The organism is Thiocystis violacea (assembly GCF_016583565.1).
Taxonomy (GTDB): domain Bacteria; phylum Pseudomonadota; class Gammaproteobacteria; order Chromatiales; family Chromatiaceae; genus Thiorhodococcus; species Thiorhodococcus violaceus_A.
In genome coordinates, this window is the sequence record NZ_NRRF01000018.1 from 1 (window position 1) to 16,313 (window position 16,313).

16 protein-coding genes are annotated in these 16,313 nt (G+C 65.2%); 6 read left to right on the forward strand and 10 right to left on the reverse strand.

Features of this window, described 5'->3' with window-relative positions; all coding sequences use genetic code 11:
- A partial coding sequence (locus CKO23_RS09605; RefSeq protein ID WP_242482331.1) for a hypothetical protein occupies positions 1-262 on the forward strand: 262 nt, incomplete at its 5' end.
- 299 nt (positions 263-561) lie between these two features.
- Positions 562-1,017, forward strand: coding sequence for a DUF2934 domain-containing protein (locus tag CKO23_RS25560; RefSeq protein ID WP_242482332.1), 456 nt, complete (start codon positions 562-564; stop codon positions 1,015-1,017).
- Positions 1,018-1,289: 272 nt separating this feature from the next.
- Here the strand turns inward: CKO23_RS25560 and CKO23_RS09615 are convergent, their stop codons facing one another.
- The gene (locus tag CKO23_RS09615; RefSeq protein ID WP_200330443.1) at positions 1,290-1,958 is read right to left on the reverse strand and encodes a DUF3334 family protein; all 669 of its coding nucleotides are present in this window, start codon (positions 1,956-1,958) and stop codon (positions 1,290-1,292) included.
- A 375-nt stretch (positions 1,959-2,333) separates the two neighbouring features.
- Here CKO23_RS09615 and CKO23_RS09620 point away from each other — a divergent pair, with 375 nt between their 5' ends.
- Positions 2,334-2,768, forward strand: coding sequence for an EamA family transporter (locus CKO23_RS09620; protein ID WP_200330445.1), 435 nt, complete (start codon positions 2,334-2,336; stop codon positions 2,766-2,768).
- Between the two features lie 58 nt (positions 2,769-2,826).
- Here CKO23_RS09620 and CKO23_RS09625 read toward each other — a convergent pair whose 3' ends face one another.
- Both CKO23_RS09625 and CKO23_RS09630 read right to left on the reverse strand, forming a co-directional pair.
- Positions 2,827-5,319 carry an EAL domain-containing protein gene (locus CKO23_RS09625; RefSeq protein ID WP_200330447.1) on the reverse strand — a complete coding sequence of 831 codons (2,493 nt, stop codon included), beginning with the start codon at positions 5,317-5,319 and terminating at the stop codon, positions 2,827-2,829.
- A 5-nt stretch (positions 5,320-5,324) separates the two neighbouring features.
- Positions 5,325-6,578 (reverse strand): HD domain-containing phosphohydrolase, encoded by a 1,254-nt coding sequence (locus CKO23_RS09630; protein ID WP_200330449.1) that lies wholly within the window; start codon positions 6,576-6,578, stop codon positions 5,325-5,327.
- A gap of 661 nt (positions 6,579-7,239) precedes the next feature.
- On the opposite strand from CKO23_RS09630, the gene CKO23_RS09635 reads away from it, so the two are divergent.
- Positions 7,240-8,031, forward strand: a complete 792-nt coding sequence (locus tag CKO23_RS09635) for a methyltransferase family protein (protein ID WP_200330451.1) — start codon at positions 7,240-7,242, stop codon at positions 8,029-8,031.
- A 107-nt stretch (positions 8,032-8,138) separates the two neighbouring features.
- On the opposite strand, the gene rluB is transcribed toward CKO23_RS09635, so the two are convergent.
- The 7 genes from rluB to CKO23_RS09670 form a co-directional block, all read right to left on the reverse strand.
- The gene (rluB, locus tag CKO23_RS09640; RefSeq protein ID WP_200330453.1) at positions 8,139-9,035 is read right to left on the reverse strand and encodes a 23S rRNA pseudouridine(2605) synthase RluB; all 897 of its coding nucleotides are present in this window, start codon (positions 9,033-9,035) and stop codon (positions 8,139-8,141) included.
- Positions 9,036-9,165: 130 nt separating this feature from the next.
- Positions 9,166-9,789 (reverse strand): SMC-Scp complex subunit ScpB, encoded by a 624-nt coding sequence (gene scpB, locus CKO23_RS09645; RefSeq protein WP_200330455.1) that lies wholly within the window; start codon positions 9,787-9,789, stop codon positions 9,166-9,168.
- The gene (locus CKO23_RS09650) at positions 9,770-10,639 is read right to left on the reverse strand and encodes a segregation and condensation protein A (protein WP_200330558.1); all 870 of its coding nucleotides are present in this window, start codon (positions 10,637-10,639) and stop codon (positions 9,770-9,772) included. Before CKO23_RS09650 ends, scpB begins: the two co-directional genes overlap by 20 nt.
- Positions 10,640-10,778: 139 nt before the next feature.
- Entirely contained in the window at positions 10,779-11,996 is a 1,218-nt protein-coding gene (locus tag CKO23_RS09655) for a tryptophan--tRNA ligase (protein ID WP_200330457.1), read from the reverse strand.
- Positions 11,997-12,014: 18 nt separating this feature from the next.
- Positions 12,015-12,686, reverse strand: coding sequence for a site-2 protease family protein (locus CKO23_RS09660; protein WP_200330459.1), 672 nt, complete (start codon positions 12,684-12,686; stop codon positions 12,015-12,017).
- Positions 12,686-13,309 carry an L-threonylcarbamoyladenylate synthase gene (locus CKO23_RS09665; protein WP_200330461.1) on the reverse strand — a complete coding sequence of 208 codons (624 nt, stop codon included), beginning with the start codon at positions 13,307-13,309 and terminating at the stop codon, positions 12,686-12,688. Before CKO23_RS09665 ends, CKO23_RS09660 begins: the two co-directional genes overlap by 1 nt.
- 10 nt (positions 13,310-13,319) lie before the next feature.
- A complete protein-coding gene (locus tag CKO23_RS09670; RefSeq protein ID WP_200330463.1) occupies positions 13,320-14,195 on the reverse strand; it encodes a PHP domain-containing protein in 876 nt (291 codons plus the stop codon).
- Between the two features lie 246 nt (positions 14,196-14,441).
- Between CKO23_RS09670 and CKO23_RS09675 the strand changes: the two genes are divergently transcribed.
- Both CKO23_RS09675 and CKO23_RS09680 read left to right on the forward strand, forming a co-directional pair.
- On the forward strand, positions 14,442-15,188 hold the full coding sequence (locus CKO23_RS09675) for a hypothetical protein (protein ID WP_200330465.1): 747 nt from the start codon (positions 14,442-14,444) through the stop codon (positions 15,186-15,188).
- 435 nt (positions 15,189-15,623) lie between these two features.
- Positions 15,624-16,313 (forward strand): cysteine hydrolase family protein, encoded by a 690-nt coding sequence (locus CKO23_RS09680; RefSeq protein WP_200330467.1) that lies wholly within the window; start codon positions 15,624-15,626, stop codon positions 16,311-16,313.

Sequence of the window (16,313 nt, forward strand, 5' to 3'; positions counted from 1 at the left end):
CCCTGACATCTGTCCCCACCCAATGCCCCAGATCCTCGTCGATCCAGAATCCAGATCGCTGGCCGAGCACTTTGCGCTGATCCGCAACCCGCGGCGCAATCGAGCGCGGTTTCCAGAAGGCTGCGTGGTCTTGGTCGATGATGAAGCCGCGGCGCGGGCCGGCGCCGACGCGCAAGCCAAGCTCCTGCCCGCGCTGGTCTACGGCCCCTCCCCTTCGTCCGAGGGGCAGCGCGTTTACTACCTGGTGCGCTGGCTCGAATGATCCGCGAATGCGCTTGCCATGCGACGTCCAAGGCGAGGCCCAGGGTGGGGTTGCGGAGCGCTCGTCGATGCTTGCGTTTCAGGCGGCCGTCGGCACGGCACCGCGCGGAACGCCAGCGGGCGGAACGATCCGGCACGCCGGTCCAAAAACGCCTGAAGCGCGCCGGATTGCGTGTATTCTATGGGGGTCTGAGTCAACACCCTCCCCAGGTTCTCAGCGGCCATTTGACCATTTGACTATTGAGGCAATCGTGGCCATCACATCGAACGAAACCAGTATTCAAGAGGCAAGCGAGAGACATGGCTGACGACAAGATCGTGACCAAGAAAACGGCGGCCAAGAAAGCGGCTCCAAAGAAAACAGCGGCCAAGAAGACGACTGTCGGCGAGCCGGAGACCAAGGCCGCGGCGAACGCCGCGGCAGCGAGCACGACCGAGCCGGTCGCGAAGAAGACGTCGTCGAAGTCGGCGGCCAAGAAGGCCGCGGTCAAGCCGGCCGCCACGGCCTCCAAGCCGATCCAGAAGCGCGACACGCCGGCACCCGAAAAGACCGCGGCCGACCCCACGCATACGGGCAGTCTCCGCCAGCTCGCAACTGTGTCCCCAGAGAATCGGCTCGACATGATCAAGGAAGCCGCCTACTACCGAGCGGAAAAGCGCAACTTCTCCCCTGGACATGACGCGGAAGATTGGGCGATGGCGGAGCGCGAGATCGATGAACTCATCGGACGCGCGAAACAGATGACGGGGAAGTGAAGAGACCGGGTGCCGCCAGGCACCCTGAGACAGACGGCAACGGAGCCGCGTCGACGGCTCGATCGAGGAACGAGAACCGGGATCACCGGTGATCGCATCTGCTGCGAATCACGGATTCGCACGCAGATCCCAGCGCCAAGCCTGCAACCCGGGCATGCCCGTTCAGCGCCGACGCAGGGTTCGAGCCCGGTGCGTGCTCGACGCATCCTGGCCATCCGCTCCAGGTCACGGCCATCGAGGGCGAGCCTATTCGCCGCCCTTGACGGAGACCACTAGATCCCTAGCTCATCCAACAGCGCCTGATCCACGAGATCCTCGCGCGTCGTCGCCGCCACGGTGCGCCGGCCCATCTCCTCGACGATGCGGTCCGGATCGACCTCCTCGCGCTCGAATTCGTGCAGCTGGATGAACTCCGTCCTGTCCATGGCCAGCTCCATGTAGAAGACATGATGGCGCTCGGTCGTGAAGGAGACGCGGCGCGCCTGGGCGCGATCCAGATTGGTATCGATGCTGACCAGGACCTCCTTGTTGATGGCGAGCATCTTCGGCTGATTCTGGTTGATCGAGACCATCAGCTCATGCCCCACCTTACCGGTGAAATCCCCGACGATCTGGTTCATCAGCTCGCCCAGCATATTGCCGACCTCGTCCGAGGTGTGCTGGGTGGCGAGCTCGGACTCCGGCATCCCCATGGCCATCATGTAGGTCCGGTAGAGCTCCATCGCCGATTGCGACGAGAAGTTCATGAGGACCAGCCCGGAAAAGCCGCCGTCGAACAGCACGAAGCAGCCGATGTCCGGGCGCAGGCAGGTGCGCGTGATCTTCTGCACCATGGGTGAGTATTTGATGTCGGACTGCGTCGCGGCCGAGAGGACCTTTTTGACGGAGGTACAGAGCATCACGAGAATATCGTCTGTCGAAAGTGTCTTTGTCTTTGCCACGAGTATCTGTCCCTGCCGGTTGCATTCATGAATTGACGCGGGCCTGGCCCCGAAGAACAGCTCCACCGACTGGCGCCCCCGAGTCATGCGCATTGGGGATGCGCGCCGAGCGCCGAAGCCGGAGTCCGATGGTCAGCACCATCCTGTCATCCCCCTGCTCCAGGACCTCCATCGCAACACCCTCGCCCACTCGGGTGTTGTAATGCATTTCGCCTCCCGGCAATGTGATGACATCCACATCCCGACCCGGCATGACGATCGGTAGATGTCAGTCGGAGAGGCCATTACCGCGAATTAATCCCACCGCCAGACTTCTTTAATGTGCCCCGCGGGAGAATGCCGCCGTCGATCACCGTCACTCCAGGACGCGACGCCATGACGACCTCGACCAACTGGCTCATCTGGGCCATCCTCTCGGCCGGCTTCGCGGCCTTGACGGCCATCTTCGCGAAGATCGGCATCCGCGGTGTCGATTCCGATCTCGCGACGCTGATACGCACCTTCGTGATCGTCGTCGTGCTCTCGGCCTTCGTCTGGCTCGCCGGAAAGTGGACCAATCCCTTCGCCCTCGGCGCCAAGACCTGGATCTTCCTGACCCTGTCCGGTCTGGCGACCGGCGCCTCCTGGGTGTGCTACTTCCGGGCACTGCAGCTGGGAGATGCCTCCAAGGTGGCGCCCGTCGACAAATTCAGCCTCGTCCTGGTCGCCATCTTCGCCGTCATCTTCCTCGGCGAGCGTCCCTCGCCGCGCGATTGGCTGGGAATCGGTCTGGTCGCCAGCGGCGTCCTGGTGCTGGCGCTCAAGCGATAGCGCCGCGCGCACCTCCTGACCTGAGACGAATGGCGCGAAATGCAGCTAAGGAGTCGGTTCAGCCCGCGTCGAAGTGAGCGGTCCGCGTGGGATCCTCGGCCAGCCCAATCTCCTCCACCAAGGTCAGAAAGTCCTCGGGGGAGATGGCTGGGGCGACCAGATACCCCTGGAACTCGTCGCAGCCGGCGTCCAGCAGGAAGCGGCGCTGGGTGTCGTTCTCGACCCCCTCGGCAATCACGCGCAGGTTGAGGGCGCGCCCCAGATTGATCACGGCGGTGGCGATGGCGGCGTCGCTCTCGTCGTCCGGGATGTCCTGCACGAAGGAGCGGTCGATCTTGAGCCGGTGGATGGGAAATCGCTTGAGATAGGCCAGGCTGGAATAGCCGGTGCCGAAGTCGTCGACGGCGAGCTTGACGCCGAACGCGACCAGCGCGTCGAGCCGCACAAGGGTCTCCTCGACGTTCTGGATCAGGATCGACTCTGTCAACTCCAGCTCCAGCTGTCCAGGCGACAGGCCGCTGTTGGCGAGACATTCCGCCAAGGCATCGATGAAGCCATCCTGATGGAACTGGGCGGCCGAGACGTTCACGGACATGGTCAATGCCATGCCCCTAGCCTGCCATTGCTCGCCTTGGCGGATCGCCTCGCGCAACACCCACCCGCCCAGGGCGACGATGAAGCCCGTCTCCTCGGCGATGGGAATGAACTGGCCGGGCGACATCTCGCCCAGGCTGGGGTCGTTCCAGCGCAGCAGTGCCTCGGCACCGACGATACGCCCGCTGCGCAGATCGACCTGCGGCTGGTAGGCGAGGCGGAAGCGCGCATGCGTCAGCCCCTCGCGCATGGCGTGATCGATCTTCATCCGCGCCAGGAGATCCACGTTCATCTGGCGCCGGTAGAAGCGGAAGTCCCCGCGGCCACGCTCCTTGACGTCGTACATGGCGCTGTCGGCGTTCTTGATCAGGTCGTCGAGGGTCGCGCCATCCTCGGGATAGAGCGCGATGCCGATACTGACCGTGAGGGAGAACTTCATGCCAGCGATGTCGAACGGCTGCCCCATGGCCTCCAGCAGACGGCGCGCGGTCTTCTCCGCCCCAAGACCATCCGCGCGGTGCAGCAGCAACACGAACTCGTCGCCGCCGAGCCGAGCCGTGGTGTCCACTTGCCGCAGGCAGCCCTGGATGCGCCGCGCCACCTCGACCAGGACCTGATCGCCGAAGACATGCCCCAAGGAGTCGTTGATCTGCTTGAACCGATCGAGATCGATGAAGAGGACGGCAAAGCCGGTTTCCTCGCGGCGGGCGAGGTCGATGGCGAACTCGATCCGTTCGGTGAGGCGAATCCGGTTGGGCAGACCGGTGAGGCCGTCGGTGTAGGCGAGCTGCTCGATCCGCTGGCGTGCCGCGACCGCCTCCGACAGGTCCTTGACGAAGGCGACGTAGTGGATCGGCGCCCCAGCATCCAGCACCCGCACCAGCGAGACCAGGCAGGGAAAGGCCGAGCCGCTCTTGGTGCGCTGCGCGACCTCGGCCTGCCAGACGCCATGGCGCGCCAGTGCCTCCTCGATGTCCGCATGGGGTCGCGCCCCGGTCCAGAGCGGCAGAATGTCGGTGAGCGGCTGCCCGGTCAGGGCCAGCGCCCAGTCGCCGATCATGCGCTCGCAGGCCGGATTCAGCGTCACGATGCGAAAGTCGGCATCGGTGACGAAGATGGCATCCAGGCTGGCCTCGAAGACGCGGGCCGCGAGCTTGAGCCGCTTCTCATCGGCGAGTCGCCGAGTGATGTCGCGGAAGGAATAGACGCGACCGATCGGCCGGCCACGGGCATATTGCGGCAAGGTCACCCGCTCGAGGACGCTGCCACGGCGCAGCGCCAGGACATCCGATGCCTCCAGCAGGGGATTGTGGCGAATCGCACTGATCCGCGCGGCATAGTGGCCGACATCCACGACCGCCGACGCCATCCAGGCATAGATCCCGGCATCGTCGCGCGCGGTCAGGAGCGCCTCGGGCAGCCCCCACATCTCGGCGAAGCGCTGATTGAAGCCGCGGACCGCACCGTCGAGATCGGTCACCAGGATCCCGTCGGCGGTCGATTCCAGGGTCGCGCGAAGCTCGGCGACCAGCTTCTCCAACTCCGCCTCGACCGCGCGATGCGCGCTCTGGTTGATGATCCCCACCAGATAAACGGGCACGCCCTCGATCGAGGCCACCTGGCTGACGCGGCGCACAACCGTGACCAGGGTTTGGTCCCCGCGGCGCAGCAGGGTCTCGGACAAGAGCGTGTCGGTGCGGCCCGCCGCGATGTCCTCCCAGAAGAAGACGTCCTCCGGGGTGGACGCAAGCTCGGTCACCGCACGCCCGACCAAGCACTCCCGCGACATCCCGAGCAACTCCACCGCCGCCCCATTGGCGGCCAGGATGCGCAGATCACCGGCGTCGACCAGCCACACGGCCTCGATCAACGCCTCGATCAAGGGCTGCCAGAGCCCGAGGCAGTTGGCCAGGGTGGTGTCCGCGGCGCCCTGGGCCTGGGCGGATCGCTCAGGCATCCCGCTCATACCCCCTCCCGCCCCTCGGCCGGATCACGGGCACGCTCGAAGAAGTAGCACATGCGCTGACGCGGCGAGAGATAGTCGAAGGTGGCACGCGGCAACTGCACCGGCTTGAGGCTCTGGCGGATCCCCAGATCCGGGTGCGCTTCGAGATCGACCACCAGCGCCTCTTCGCGCGGCACCCGGGGGTCATAGATGAGCACTCGGGGCTTCAGGGGGCGCGATGCGCTCACGGAGACCACCAGCGCATAGCGGTCGTCGGTCAGCATCACCACGGAGCCAGGCGGATAGACCCCCATCATGCGGATGAAGGTCTCCAGGGTCTTGGCTTCGAACTTGGCACGGGATTGCGCGAAGATCAGGGACAGCGCCTGATGCGGCGTCATCGCCGCCAAGGGGTTGGAGGGATTGCAGAGGTTGTCGTAGTAATTCACCAGGGCCACGATCGCGGCGGCAGGCGTGAGGGCATCCCCGCTCAGCCGTTGCGGAAAGCCGCTCCCGTCCGCGTGCTCGTGATGCTGCGCCAGGATGCAACGCACCTCGTCCGGCAGACCCATCCGCGCCGAGACCTCGACCCCCTCGGCGACGTGCTGCTTGTACAGATTGCGCTCGGCGGTGGTGAATCCCTCCTCGCGCCAGCGCAGGCGGTTCGGCAGCTCGAGCTTGCCGATGTCGTGCAAGAGCGCACCCAGCCCCAGGCACTGCAGGGCCGCGCTGTCGAAGCCGAGGCGTCTGCCGAGCAGCAGCGAAACCAGAGTGACATTGATCGCATGCAGCGAGGATTGCTCGCCGGCCTTCTCCGAGAGCAGCCGGATGAAGGACTCGCTTTGATCGAGAAGATTGTCGACCAGCGCGCCCACCATCGTCTCGGCCCGCGCCCGCGCGGCCGCCGGGTCGGTCCGCACCCGCGTGAGGATGTCGCGGAAGGCGCGCGTCGCCTCGGAGAAATCACGGTCGCAGCGCTCCAGACTAAGCTGCTGTGCAAGCAGGCGTTTGCGCCGTTCCTCGACCACGGAGAGCACGGCCACGGGCGCCGCGGCCGCCGCGGGGGACTCGGGCTGCGGCAGCTCGCTCTTTGCCGGCGACCAGCGCAGCCGCGTCAGCCCCAGACCGCGAATGGTTTCGATCTGACTCGTCGAAACGATCTTGAAGCTATTCAAGGCGAACGGATGACCGATCCAGCCAAGATCCAGATAGATGAACATGCCGACGCAGAGCGCGTCGACATCGATGAATTGCGATTCTGTCTCTGTCACGCCTCGAATTCCGTGATAAGCCCCTGCGCCGACTGGCGACTTCTCCACCTCGGCGCACAGCAGGCGAAAGCGCCTGACGCTAGCCGCAGGTGCTCGGACACCGTCTCTCCCCGTGGACGCGCGCGGCAACGAGGATCAGTCGACGACGGGCGCCCTGCTCCTGATCCAGGATAGTCCCTCGCCACCTTTTGTGCTCGATGCAGCATCTTGATCACGTGGGTGAACATCGATCACATGGATACACATCGATCACATGGGCGCACAGGCGGCATCGAACGACCCTCGGCAGCGGCTTCCTTGGAAGCGAAGCACCCCGCGCAGCCCGCCAAGCATCCAGCGCCTGCCGACACCCAAGGATCCTCATCATCCTGAAAATGCGCGACGATCCTGTGATGCCGTTCCGGTTTCCGGCATCTGCTCACTGCATCACTCGGACTTGCCGAAGAAATCTCATCGACGCGAGGCTGCCGCGCCCTCCGATCACGACCGTTCTCCGCCTGGCTTGAATGCCGTCGAGGCAGCCGCCGCCGGCTCGCGAGACGCCTAGGCGCCCCGCCCGTCTCAGGCTATCTTTAGCGAGCGGACGGGTCGTCCACCCGAGCCAGCTTGGTCCAACACCCAGGCCTGCCAATCCACAGGGCTGTCATCGAGGATTCCGGCCATGACATTCACAGCGAAACTCAAGCGAGACGGCGCACCGATCGCCTTCTTCGCCTTGGTCGTCTGCACCAAGATCTACTCGCTCTGGAGCTACCTGAGCGGCGACGAACGCCTCTGGTTCTTTCTCCGCCACATCGACACGCTCGACGTCTACGGGCCAGGCGCCCTCTATTACCTGACCAATCAGCTGTCCTATCTGCTCTACTTCATCACGGCGATCGCCTTCGACGCCCTCGTGTTCTACAGCTTCATCGTCCGCAACGAGGCCAAGAGCCGCCCCGAGGGGCTCTTAGAGAACCTCTTCCCGCTGATCACGGTCTTCGTTCCGGTGATCGGCTTCACCCTCCTGTTCTTTCCGAGCATGCACGCGCTGCTGCCAGGCTATTCGCCAGAGACGCTCGCCTGGCTGAGCGCGATCACGCCGTTCTATGGCTTCTACCTGAGCTTGGTCGGGTTCGTCCTGGGGTTCATCGGAGCCGGCGCCAGCATCTGGGCGCTGAGCTATCTGAAGCGGTCGTTCGGTTTGAGAGCGGCGGTGCGGACCCTGGTCACTGAAGGCCCCTACAAACGCATCCGCCATCCACTCTATGTCGGCGAGATCATCCACATCCTGGGCGTCGCCATCCTCTCGGGGACGCCGGTCGGTCTCTGGCTCTTCGCGGTCTCGGTCGTGCTCCAGGTCATCCGGGCCAAGATCGAGGAGCGTAAGTTCCTCCGGACCCTGCCGGAATACGCGACCTATCGAGCCAGCACCGGCTTTCTCTGGCCGAAGCTCGGCCGCTCGACGTCCTAGGAGCCTCTCCCAAGCACCACTCACGCGTGTCACCGCAGAGCGGTGACACGCGATCCGTTCCGAACCCTCGAAACATCACACTCGAAACGTCACACAGGAAACTTCAACTACTTCGAACGCCGCGGATTGCCCCATTTCGGGCCACCGCCCGGCCCATGCCCGGCATGCGGCTTGTGGTGGCTGAGTGGGTGCGGACCACGTTTGTTGGGACGGGCGCGTTTGGGCGGCTCGAGACCGGCTAGCTGCATGAGGGCGGCGATCTCTTCATCCGTCAGGGACCGCCAGTTGCCGGTGAAGAGGCGGCGGCCGAGTTCGATGTTGCCGTAGCGGACGCGAATCAGGCGGCTGACGGTACAACCGGCGGCTTCCCAGAGGCGGCGGACTTCGCGGTTGCGACCTTCGCGCAGAACGACGTGGAACCACTGGTTGGCACCGCTGCCGCCGCGTTCAGTGACGGCGTCGAACTTGGCCGGACCGTCCTCCAGCTCGATGCCTTCGGCGAGACGGGTAAGGGTGCTCGGAGGGACCTCGCCGAGGATACGCACCGCATACTCGCGCTCGATCTCTTGCGAGGGATGCATGAGACGGTTGGCCAGCTCGCCGTCGGTGGTGAAGAGGATAAGACCCGAGGTGTTGATGTCGAGCCGCCCCACGGCGATCCAACGGCCCTGCTTGGGTCGCGGCAGCCGCCGGAAGACGGTCGGGCGCTCTTCCGGATCGCGCCGGGTCACCAGCTCGCCCTCGGGTTTGTGATAGGCGATGACCTGCTGCTGGACATCGCGCTTGCCGCGGATCTTGACGTCGCGCCCATCCACGCGGATGCGGTCGGCGGGCGTGGCGCGATCGCCGAGCTTGGCCAGCCCGCCGTTGACGCGGACGCGCCCCTCGGTGATCCAGCTCTCGACTTCGCGGCGCGAGCCGAGCCCCGCCTCTGCGAGGAGTTTCTGGAGCCGAATCGGCTCCTCGGTGGAGCCGAAGGAAGAGGTTGGGCGGTGCTTTCTCATACTGGATTCCGGGCGATTGGATCGCGGTCGGGGATTAGTGACCAGGGACGTGGCGGACCGGGTTCTGCGTCGAGCCGGCCCGTGCCCGCGACGTCATGATTCGGAGATGCCGGGCGCGGCGCGCCGGCCTTCAGGCGTCTTCGGTCGAGGGCGCGACGCGGGGGCGCGCCTCATCCGATGCCTCATCCATTGGATCCTTCAACGCCAGCGCTTCGCCGAGAAAAGACTCCGGATCACGAATCTCGGAGAGCGGCGGCAAGTCGTTGAGCGAGCGCAACCCGAAATAGTCGAGGAACTTGCGCGTGGTTGCATAGAGTGCCGGTCGGCCGGGGACGTCGCGATGCCCAACCACGCGGACCCACTCGCGCTCCGTGAGGGTCTTGACGATGTTGGTACTCACGGCGACGCCACGGATGTCCTCGATCTCGCCACGGGTGATGGGCTGGCGGTAGGCGATGAGCGCGAGCGTCTCCAGCAAGGCGCGCGAATAACGCGGTGCCTTCTCGTCCCACAGCCGCGCGACCCAGGGTGCAACGCTGGCGCGCACCTGAACGCGATAGCCGCCGGCGACCTCCGCGATCTCGATTCCGCGCGACTGATAGTCGAGCTCCAGCTCCCGCAAGACATCGGCGACCTCGGCGCGCGCCGGACGATCGTCCTCGGGGAAGAGGCCGAGGATCTGATCCAGGGTCAGAGGGACTCCGGCCGCGACCAGGGCGCCCTCGACGATCTGCTTAAGCGGCGGGGGCGTCATGGATCTCCTGATGCATGGACTCGCGCAGCCGCACGTGGATGGGCGCGAAGGGCTCGGACTGGACCAGCTCCACGATGCTCGACTTGATCAGCTCCAGCAGGGCCAGGAAGGTGACGACCACACCGGGGCGACCCTCGCTGTCATCGAACAGGTCCACGAAGGGGCTGAATCCGCCGCCACGCAGACGCTCCATGACCTGCGCCATGCGCTCGCGCAAGGACAGGGATTCCCGCTCGACCTTGTGACTGGTGAAGAGTGCGGCGCGCGACATCACGGCACGCAGCGCCAGCAGCAGCTCGGGCAGATCCACGTCGGGGGGCTGGCGCTGCACATAGCCAGGCGGAACACTGGCATGCACGCTGAAGACGTCCCGCTCGATGCGCGGCAGCGCGTCCAAATCCTGGGCGGCCTGCTTGAAACGCTCGTATTCCTGGAGCCGCCGGATCAGCTCGGCGCGCGGGTCGGCGCCCTCCTCTTCCTCCGCCGTGACGCGCGGCAGCAGCATGCGGGATTTGATCTCGGCGAGCATGGCGGCCATCACCAGGTACTCCGCGGCCAGCTCCAGGCGCATCTCGCGCATCATCTCGACATACTCCATGTACTGATCGGTGATCTGGGCGATGGGGATATCGAGGATGTCGAGGTTCTGACGCTTGATCAGGTAGAGCAAGAGGTCGAGCGGACCCTCGAAGGCATCCAGGAAGACCTCCAGGGCGTCCGGCGGGATGTAGAGATCCTGAGGGAGTGTCAAGAGCGGTGCCCCCTGAACGACGGCGAATCGCAGCTCCTGCTGGACGCCGACGGCCGGATCGCCCAGCACCTCGACCGCGCCGTCCGGCGCGGCCTTCATCGCAATATCCGATCCCGCCCGGTCGACCGCCTCCCGAGCCACCTCGGCGGCCACCAGCGCCAAACGCGTCCCTTCCATCAGCGTGGCACGCCGCCCATCTCCGACACGCGCATCGCCAACCGCCAGAGCCAGGCCGCGCTCAGACCATCACCAACGACATGGCGTGACGCACCTCGTCGATCGTCTCGCGCGCCACGTCGCGCGCCTTGTCGCACCCCTCGTTGAGGATGCTGCGCACCAGATCGGGCTGCGCCTCGTACTCCTTGGCGCGCTGCTGGATGGGCACCAGCTCGGCGAGAACGGCATCGATGATCGGCTGCTTGCATTCGATACAACCGATGCCCGCCGAGCGGCAGCCCTGCTGCGCCCACTCGCGCACCTCATCGTTCGAATAGACCTGATGGAACTGCCAGACCGGGCATTTATCGGGGTTGCCGGGATCGGTGCGACGCACCCGCGCCGGGTCGGTCGGCATGGTCCTGAGGGCCTTCTCGACCACCGCTGGCTCATCGCGCAACGCGATGGTGTTATTGTAGGACTTGGACATCTTCTGACCGTCCAGGCCCGGCATCTTCGAGGCCTTGGTCAGCAGCGCCTGGGGCTCGGGCAGGATGATGCGCCCACCGCCCTCCAGGTAGCCGAAGAGGCGCTCCCGATCGGACAGGGTGATGTTGCCCTGACCATCGAGCAGCGCGCGGGCCACCTGCAGAGCCTCTTGGTCGCCCTGCTCCTGATAGCGGCGTTTGAGCGAGTCGAACAGCTTGGCGTTCTTCTTGCCCATCTTCTTCTTGGCCTCTTCGGCCTTCTCCTCGAAGCCAGCTTCGCGACCGTAGATGTGGTTGAAGCGCCGCGCGACCTCGCGCGTCAGCTCCACATGCGCGACCTGATCCTCCCCGACCGGCACCTGACCGGCCTTGTACATGAGGATGTCCGCGCTCTGCAGCAGCGGATAGCCGAGGAAGCCATAGGTCGAGAGGTCCAGCTCCTTGAGCTTTTCCTGCTGGTCCTTGTAGCTCGGCACACGCTCGAGCCAGCCCAAGGGGGTGATCATGGAGAGCAGCAGGTGCAGCTCCGCGTGCTCTGGCACGCGCGACTGCACGAAAATGGTCGCCGACCCCGGGTTGATCCCCGCGGCGAGCCAGTCGATGACCATCTCGCGGGAGCTGTCCGGAATGATGGTCGGATCTTCGTAGTGCGTGGTGAGCGCGTGCCAGTCGGCGACGAAGAAGAAGCACTCGTACTCGTGCTGCAGCTCCAGCCAGTTCTTGAGGACGCCGTGGAAGTGGCCGAGATGCAGACGGCCGGTGGGACGCATGCCCGAGAGCACGCGCGCATTTTGAGCAGAAACGGAAGCCAAGGGTTCAACGACCTCGTGTCAGACGAAGAAGAGCTCTCTCACGACCCCCGAGCCCGGCAGCAGATTGATCACGGCCGTGACGACCGGCAGCAGCAAGGAGCCCAGGAGCCCGGTCACCAGAAGGGCGACGAGGATGATGAGCCCGATGGGCTCGAGACGTGAGAACTGGTAAGCCACAGGCCGCGGCAGCAGGGAGCTGAGGACGCGCCCGCCATCCAGCGGAAGCAGCGGGAAGAGGTTCAGGACCATGAGAAAGACGTTGATCACGACGCCGGCCGCGCCAGTGTAGATCAGCGGCAGAGCCAGCCACTGGCTGCCGTCCAGGATCACGAGGCCCAGCTTGATGATCAAGGCCCAGCCGATCGCCATCAGCAGGTTGGCACCCGGGCCGGCGATCGCGACCAGCGCCATGTCGCGGCGCGGGTTCTTGAGGTTGCGCCAGTTCACCGGCACCGGCTTCGCCCAGCCGAACAGGAAGCCCGCCAGAAAGAAGGTCAGGATGGGCACCACCAGGGTGCCCATCAGATCCACATGCTTGATGGGATTGAAGGTGACCCGGCCGAGCATGAGGGCGGTCTTGTCCCCGAGTCGACTGGCGACCCAGCCGTGAGCCGCCTCATGGACCGTGATCGCAAAGAGCACGGGGATGGCGAGCACGGCCAGGAGTTGGATGTGATTCAGGGCTTGCATCATTGCTCGAACAACGTTGGGTCGCCCTTGCCCGTTCGGAGAACGGCTGGCGGATCCGAGATCATATCGACCACCGTGGTGGGCTCCATCCCGCAGAAGCCGCCATCGATGATGAGGTCGACATGCTTGTCGAGGATGTCGCGCATCTCGTAGGGATCCGTCATGGGCAGATCGTCATCGGGGAGGATGAGCGTGGTGCTGAGAATGGGCTGGTCGAGCTCGCCCAGGAGCGAGCGACAGATCGCATTATCAGGCACGCGGATCCCGATCGCCTTGCGTTTGGGATGCAGCAGGCGCCTGGGCACCTGCTTGGTGGCCTCATGGATGAAGGTGTAGGGGCCGGGCGTCAAGGTCTTCAAGAGACGGAAGGCCTGGTTGTCGATCTTCGCGTAGGTGGTGATCTCCGAGAGGTCGCGACAGACCAGCGTGAAGTGGTGCTTGTCATCCACGCGGCGGATGCGCCGGATCCGCTCCATGGCGGATTTCTCGCCGATCTGACACCCCAGCGCGTAGGAGGAATCCGTGGGATAGACCACGACACCGCCCTCGAGCAGGATCTCGACCGCCCGGCGCACCAGGCGAGCCTGCGGATTCTCGGGGTGAATCTGGAAGAATTGAGCCATCCAGCCCTCCTCAGCCGACGGCGGCGCGCACTGAGGCCGCGTCGTCCGGCAGACAGGTCCAGTCCTGCCAAATGGGGGTACAACCCTGCGGCAGCGCGGGCAGGCGGCCCAGCTCGACCCAGGGATTCTCGGGTCCGTGGAAGTCGGAGCCCGCGGAGGCCAGGAGCCTCTGCTCCCGCGCATGACGCGCGAAGGTGAAGGCATCGTCCCGGCTATGGCTGCCGGTCACCACCTCGATACCGACCCCGCCCAGCTCGCGGAATTCGCCGATTAGCCTCAGCATTCGGGTGCGCGTCAGATCATAGCGGGCCGGATGCGCGATCACGGCCTGCCCACCGGCCGCGCGAATCCAGCCTACCGCCTCCTCGAGCGTGGCCCACTGAACCGACACATGCCCCGGCTTCCCGCGCGTCAGAAAACGCTTGAACACCTCGCCCGTCGAGGCCGCCAGACGCTGGCCGACCAAGAACCGGGCGAAATGCGTCCGCCCGATCAAGCGGCCGTTGGAGAGCGCCTTGGCACCCTCGTAGGCGCCCTCAACGCCGTGCTTGGCGAGCTTGCGTCCGATCTCCTCGGCCCGCCAGGCACGCTGCTCCATGGCACGCGCCAGCCCCTGGCTGAGAACGCCATTGTGGCGGTCGACGTTGAGGCCGACGACATGCACGGTGCGCACGCCCCAGGTCACCGAGATCTCGACGCCGGGCACCAGCACCATGCCGAGCGCCTGGGCGGCGCCAGTCGCCTCCTCCAAACCCTCGGTGGTGTCGTGGTCGGTCAGGGCGAGCACCCGAACACCCGCCGACGCGGCGCGCCGCACCAGGGCTTCGGGCGAGAGCGTGCCATCGGAGGCCGTCGAGTGGGAATGCAGATCAGGGATTGGCTTCATTGCACTAGTTTACCCGAAGCCAGCAAGGCGCGTGCGCCGTTACGCAAGACGGAGGCCAATCGGATTGCTATGCTTCCCAGGACAGGCTCCTTTCGAAAAGGCGCTGTCAGCTTCCAGCTCATCCTAAGCCGAACGGGCTCCCAGGAGCCTGCTCGACTCAACCCAAGTCGGAGAGGCGCTTGGGTTCATTCCTGCATGCGGGCAACCACCCAGCCACCGCAGGGTGCCCGGGGACGACCAGACACGATGCTGCCACCGATCGACATCAGTTATATCGCCGACAGGCTCAACGACCTGAGTGACGAGATCCAGCGCGCCTTCGAGGACTCCACGGACAGGGTCGAGCCCGCGCCTCACGTCCTGCTCGATGGGCTCGCGCGGCTCATCGACATCATCCGAGGCGCCGACGCCGGCTCCCCAGGCGACTTCGCGGAGCATCTCCGCGCAGCGACCGGATCGGATCCCGAGGTGCTGCTCGAGCATGGTCTCGGGCTGCTCACTCAGCTCGCCGGCCTGGCCGAGCAACTCCATCTCACACACCACGCCCGCGGCGTGGAGCAGCTCTGTCTGCCACTGACCTGCTGGATGCTGCGACGCGGATCCGAGCTGAAGCACCCAGAGCCCGTCGTCAATGCCGCGGCACACCTCGCCAACCACCTGCGTGCACCGAGCCAGCTCGCCGAGCTTTATGGCCTGCTGACAGAGGTCATGAAGGGGATCGGCATCGAGCGCGCCCTGGAGCTCGAATCCAGCAATCCCGAGCGCCCCTGGCGCATCCTCCTGCTCAATCGCGCCATCGTCGCGACCCGCAGCCATCAGCCGCTGCTGATGGAGGAGTCCTTCCAGTCCGTCGTCGAGCACCTGCGCGAGGACGCGCCGGATTTCTTCCGCGAGGGGATGGGTCAGGTCGAGGCCCTGGACTATCCGCCGCAGGCCCGCGAGGTTATGCGGCGCTATTTCGAGATCTGGTGCGTGGGGCAGAAGCTGCATTGAGGCCCCGCCGAATGACGATGAGACAGCCGCTCGCTGCCCGATCACACACGAATCACGTGCCGATCGAATCACAGGCCGATCAAGAATCGATCACCAAGCAACTTTCGCTGCTGCGAGCGTCGGTTAGGTGCAATCAACACACCTTATCCACAGAAGCGACCACAGGGATTGGGGAAAAGCGCAGGGCGCAGCTGATCAGGAATGAATCAGCCCTGCCTTTTTCGCGCGCACAGAAGGCCTTGCGTCTCCAAGACACAGCTTATCCACAGAAGGAACCACAAGGACTGGGGACAATATCCAACGCCGGCCACGCCTGGGGGCGTTGGAAAGACTGGCCGAGGGTGGGTATGGTGCCAGGACAGGCACCGGCCGGGCTGAGCCCCCTCATACAAGCGGGGCAACCCTGATTCACAGGCCGATCGCGAGGTGCGAACGATGAGCACGAGCCGACCCAGCTGGAAAACAGCGCATCGATCCTTCTACTACGAACAGGCGCCCGCGCCGGAAGACCCGGTGCTCCTGCCGCACGAGACCGCCCTGCTCTGCATCGACGCGCAGAACTACGGCATGGTGCTCGCGGAGGATCCGGCGGAGCGCGCACGCTGGGAGCCCTTCCACCAGCGCATGCGCGGCACCGTGATTCCGGGGCTGCGCGCCATGCAGGAGTGTTGCCGCCGCAACGGAATCGACGTGATCCACGCCCGCATCGCCTGTCTGCTCGACGACGGACGCGACCGCTCGCTGAGTCAGAAGCTGCCTGGATGGAACAACCTGCTCATGCCGCGGACCTCGGAGGCCTCGCGGATCATTCCCGAGGTGGCGCCGGCGCCGGGCGAGATCGTGGTGACCAAGACGACGGATAGCGCCCTGACGGGCACCAACCTGCGCCTGGTGCTCACCAACATGGGCATCCGCAACGTGGTGGTCACCGGCATCTATACCGATCAGTGCGTCTCATCGACCGTCCGCAGCCTGGCCGACGAGAGCTTCTTCGTCGTCCTGCTCGAAGACTGCTGCGCCGCCGGCACGGACGAACTGCACCGGCGCGAGCTGGAGATCATCAACATGATCTACTGCCATGTGATGCGCAGCGACGAACTCCTTGCCTTGATGGCGTTGAGCTGA

Bases quoted from the DNA above. Each gene is read 5' to 3' on its own strand.
- CKO23_RS25560 (WP_242482332.1), top strand. From the start codon at position 562: ATGGCTGACGACAAGATCGTGACCAAGAAAACGGCGGCCAAGAAAGCG.
- CKO23_RS09620 (WP_200330445.1), top strand. From the start codon at position 2,334: ATGACGACCTCGACCAACTGGCTCATCTGGGCCATCCTCTCGGCCGGC.
- CKO23_RS09625 (WP_200330447.1), bottom strand. From the start codon at position 5,319: ATGCCTGAGCGATCCGCCCAGGCCCAGGGCGCCGCGGACACCACCCTG.
- CKO23_RS09635 (WP_200330451.1), top strand. From the start codon at position 7,240: ATGACATTCACAGCGAAACTCAAGCGAGACGGCGCACCGATCGCCTTC.
- rluB (WP_200330453.1), bottom strand. From the start codon at position 9,035: ATGAGAAAGCACCGCCCAACCTCTTCCTTCGGCTCCACCGAGGAGCCG.
- scpB (WP_200330455.1), bottom strand. From the start codon at position 9,789: ATGACGCCCCCGCCGCTTAAGCAGATCGTCGAGGGCGCCCTGGTCGCG.
- CKO23_RS09650 (WP_200330558.1), bottom strand. From the start codon at position 10,639: ATGAAGGCCGCGCCGGACGGCGCGGTCGAGGTGCTGGGCGATCCGGCC.
- CKO23_RS09660 (WP_200330459.1), bottom strand. From the start codon at position 12,686: ATGCAAGCCCTGAATCACATCCAACTCCTGGCCGTGCTCGCCATCCCC.
- CKO23_RS09665 (WP_200330461.1), bottom strand. From the start codon at position 13,309: ATGGCTCAATTCTTCCAGATTCACCCCGAGAATCCGCAGGCTCGCCTG.
- CKO23_RS09670 (WP_200330463.1), bottom strand. From the start codon at position 14,195: ATGAAGCCAATCCCTGATCTGCATTCCCACTCGACGGCCTCCGATGGC.
- CKO23_RS09675 (WP_200330465.1), top strand. From the start codon at position 14,442: ATGCTGCCACCGATCGACATCAGTTATATCGCCGACAGGCTCAACGAC.
- CKO23_RS09680 (WP_200330467.1), top strand. From the start codon at position 15,624: ATGAGCACGAGCCGACCCAGCTGGAAAACAGCGCATCGATCCTTCTAC.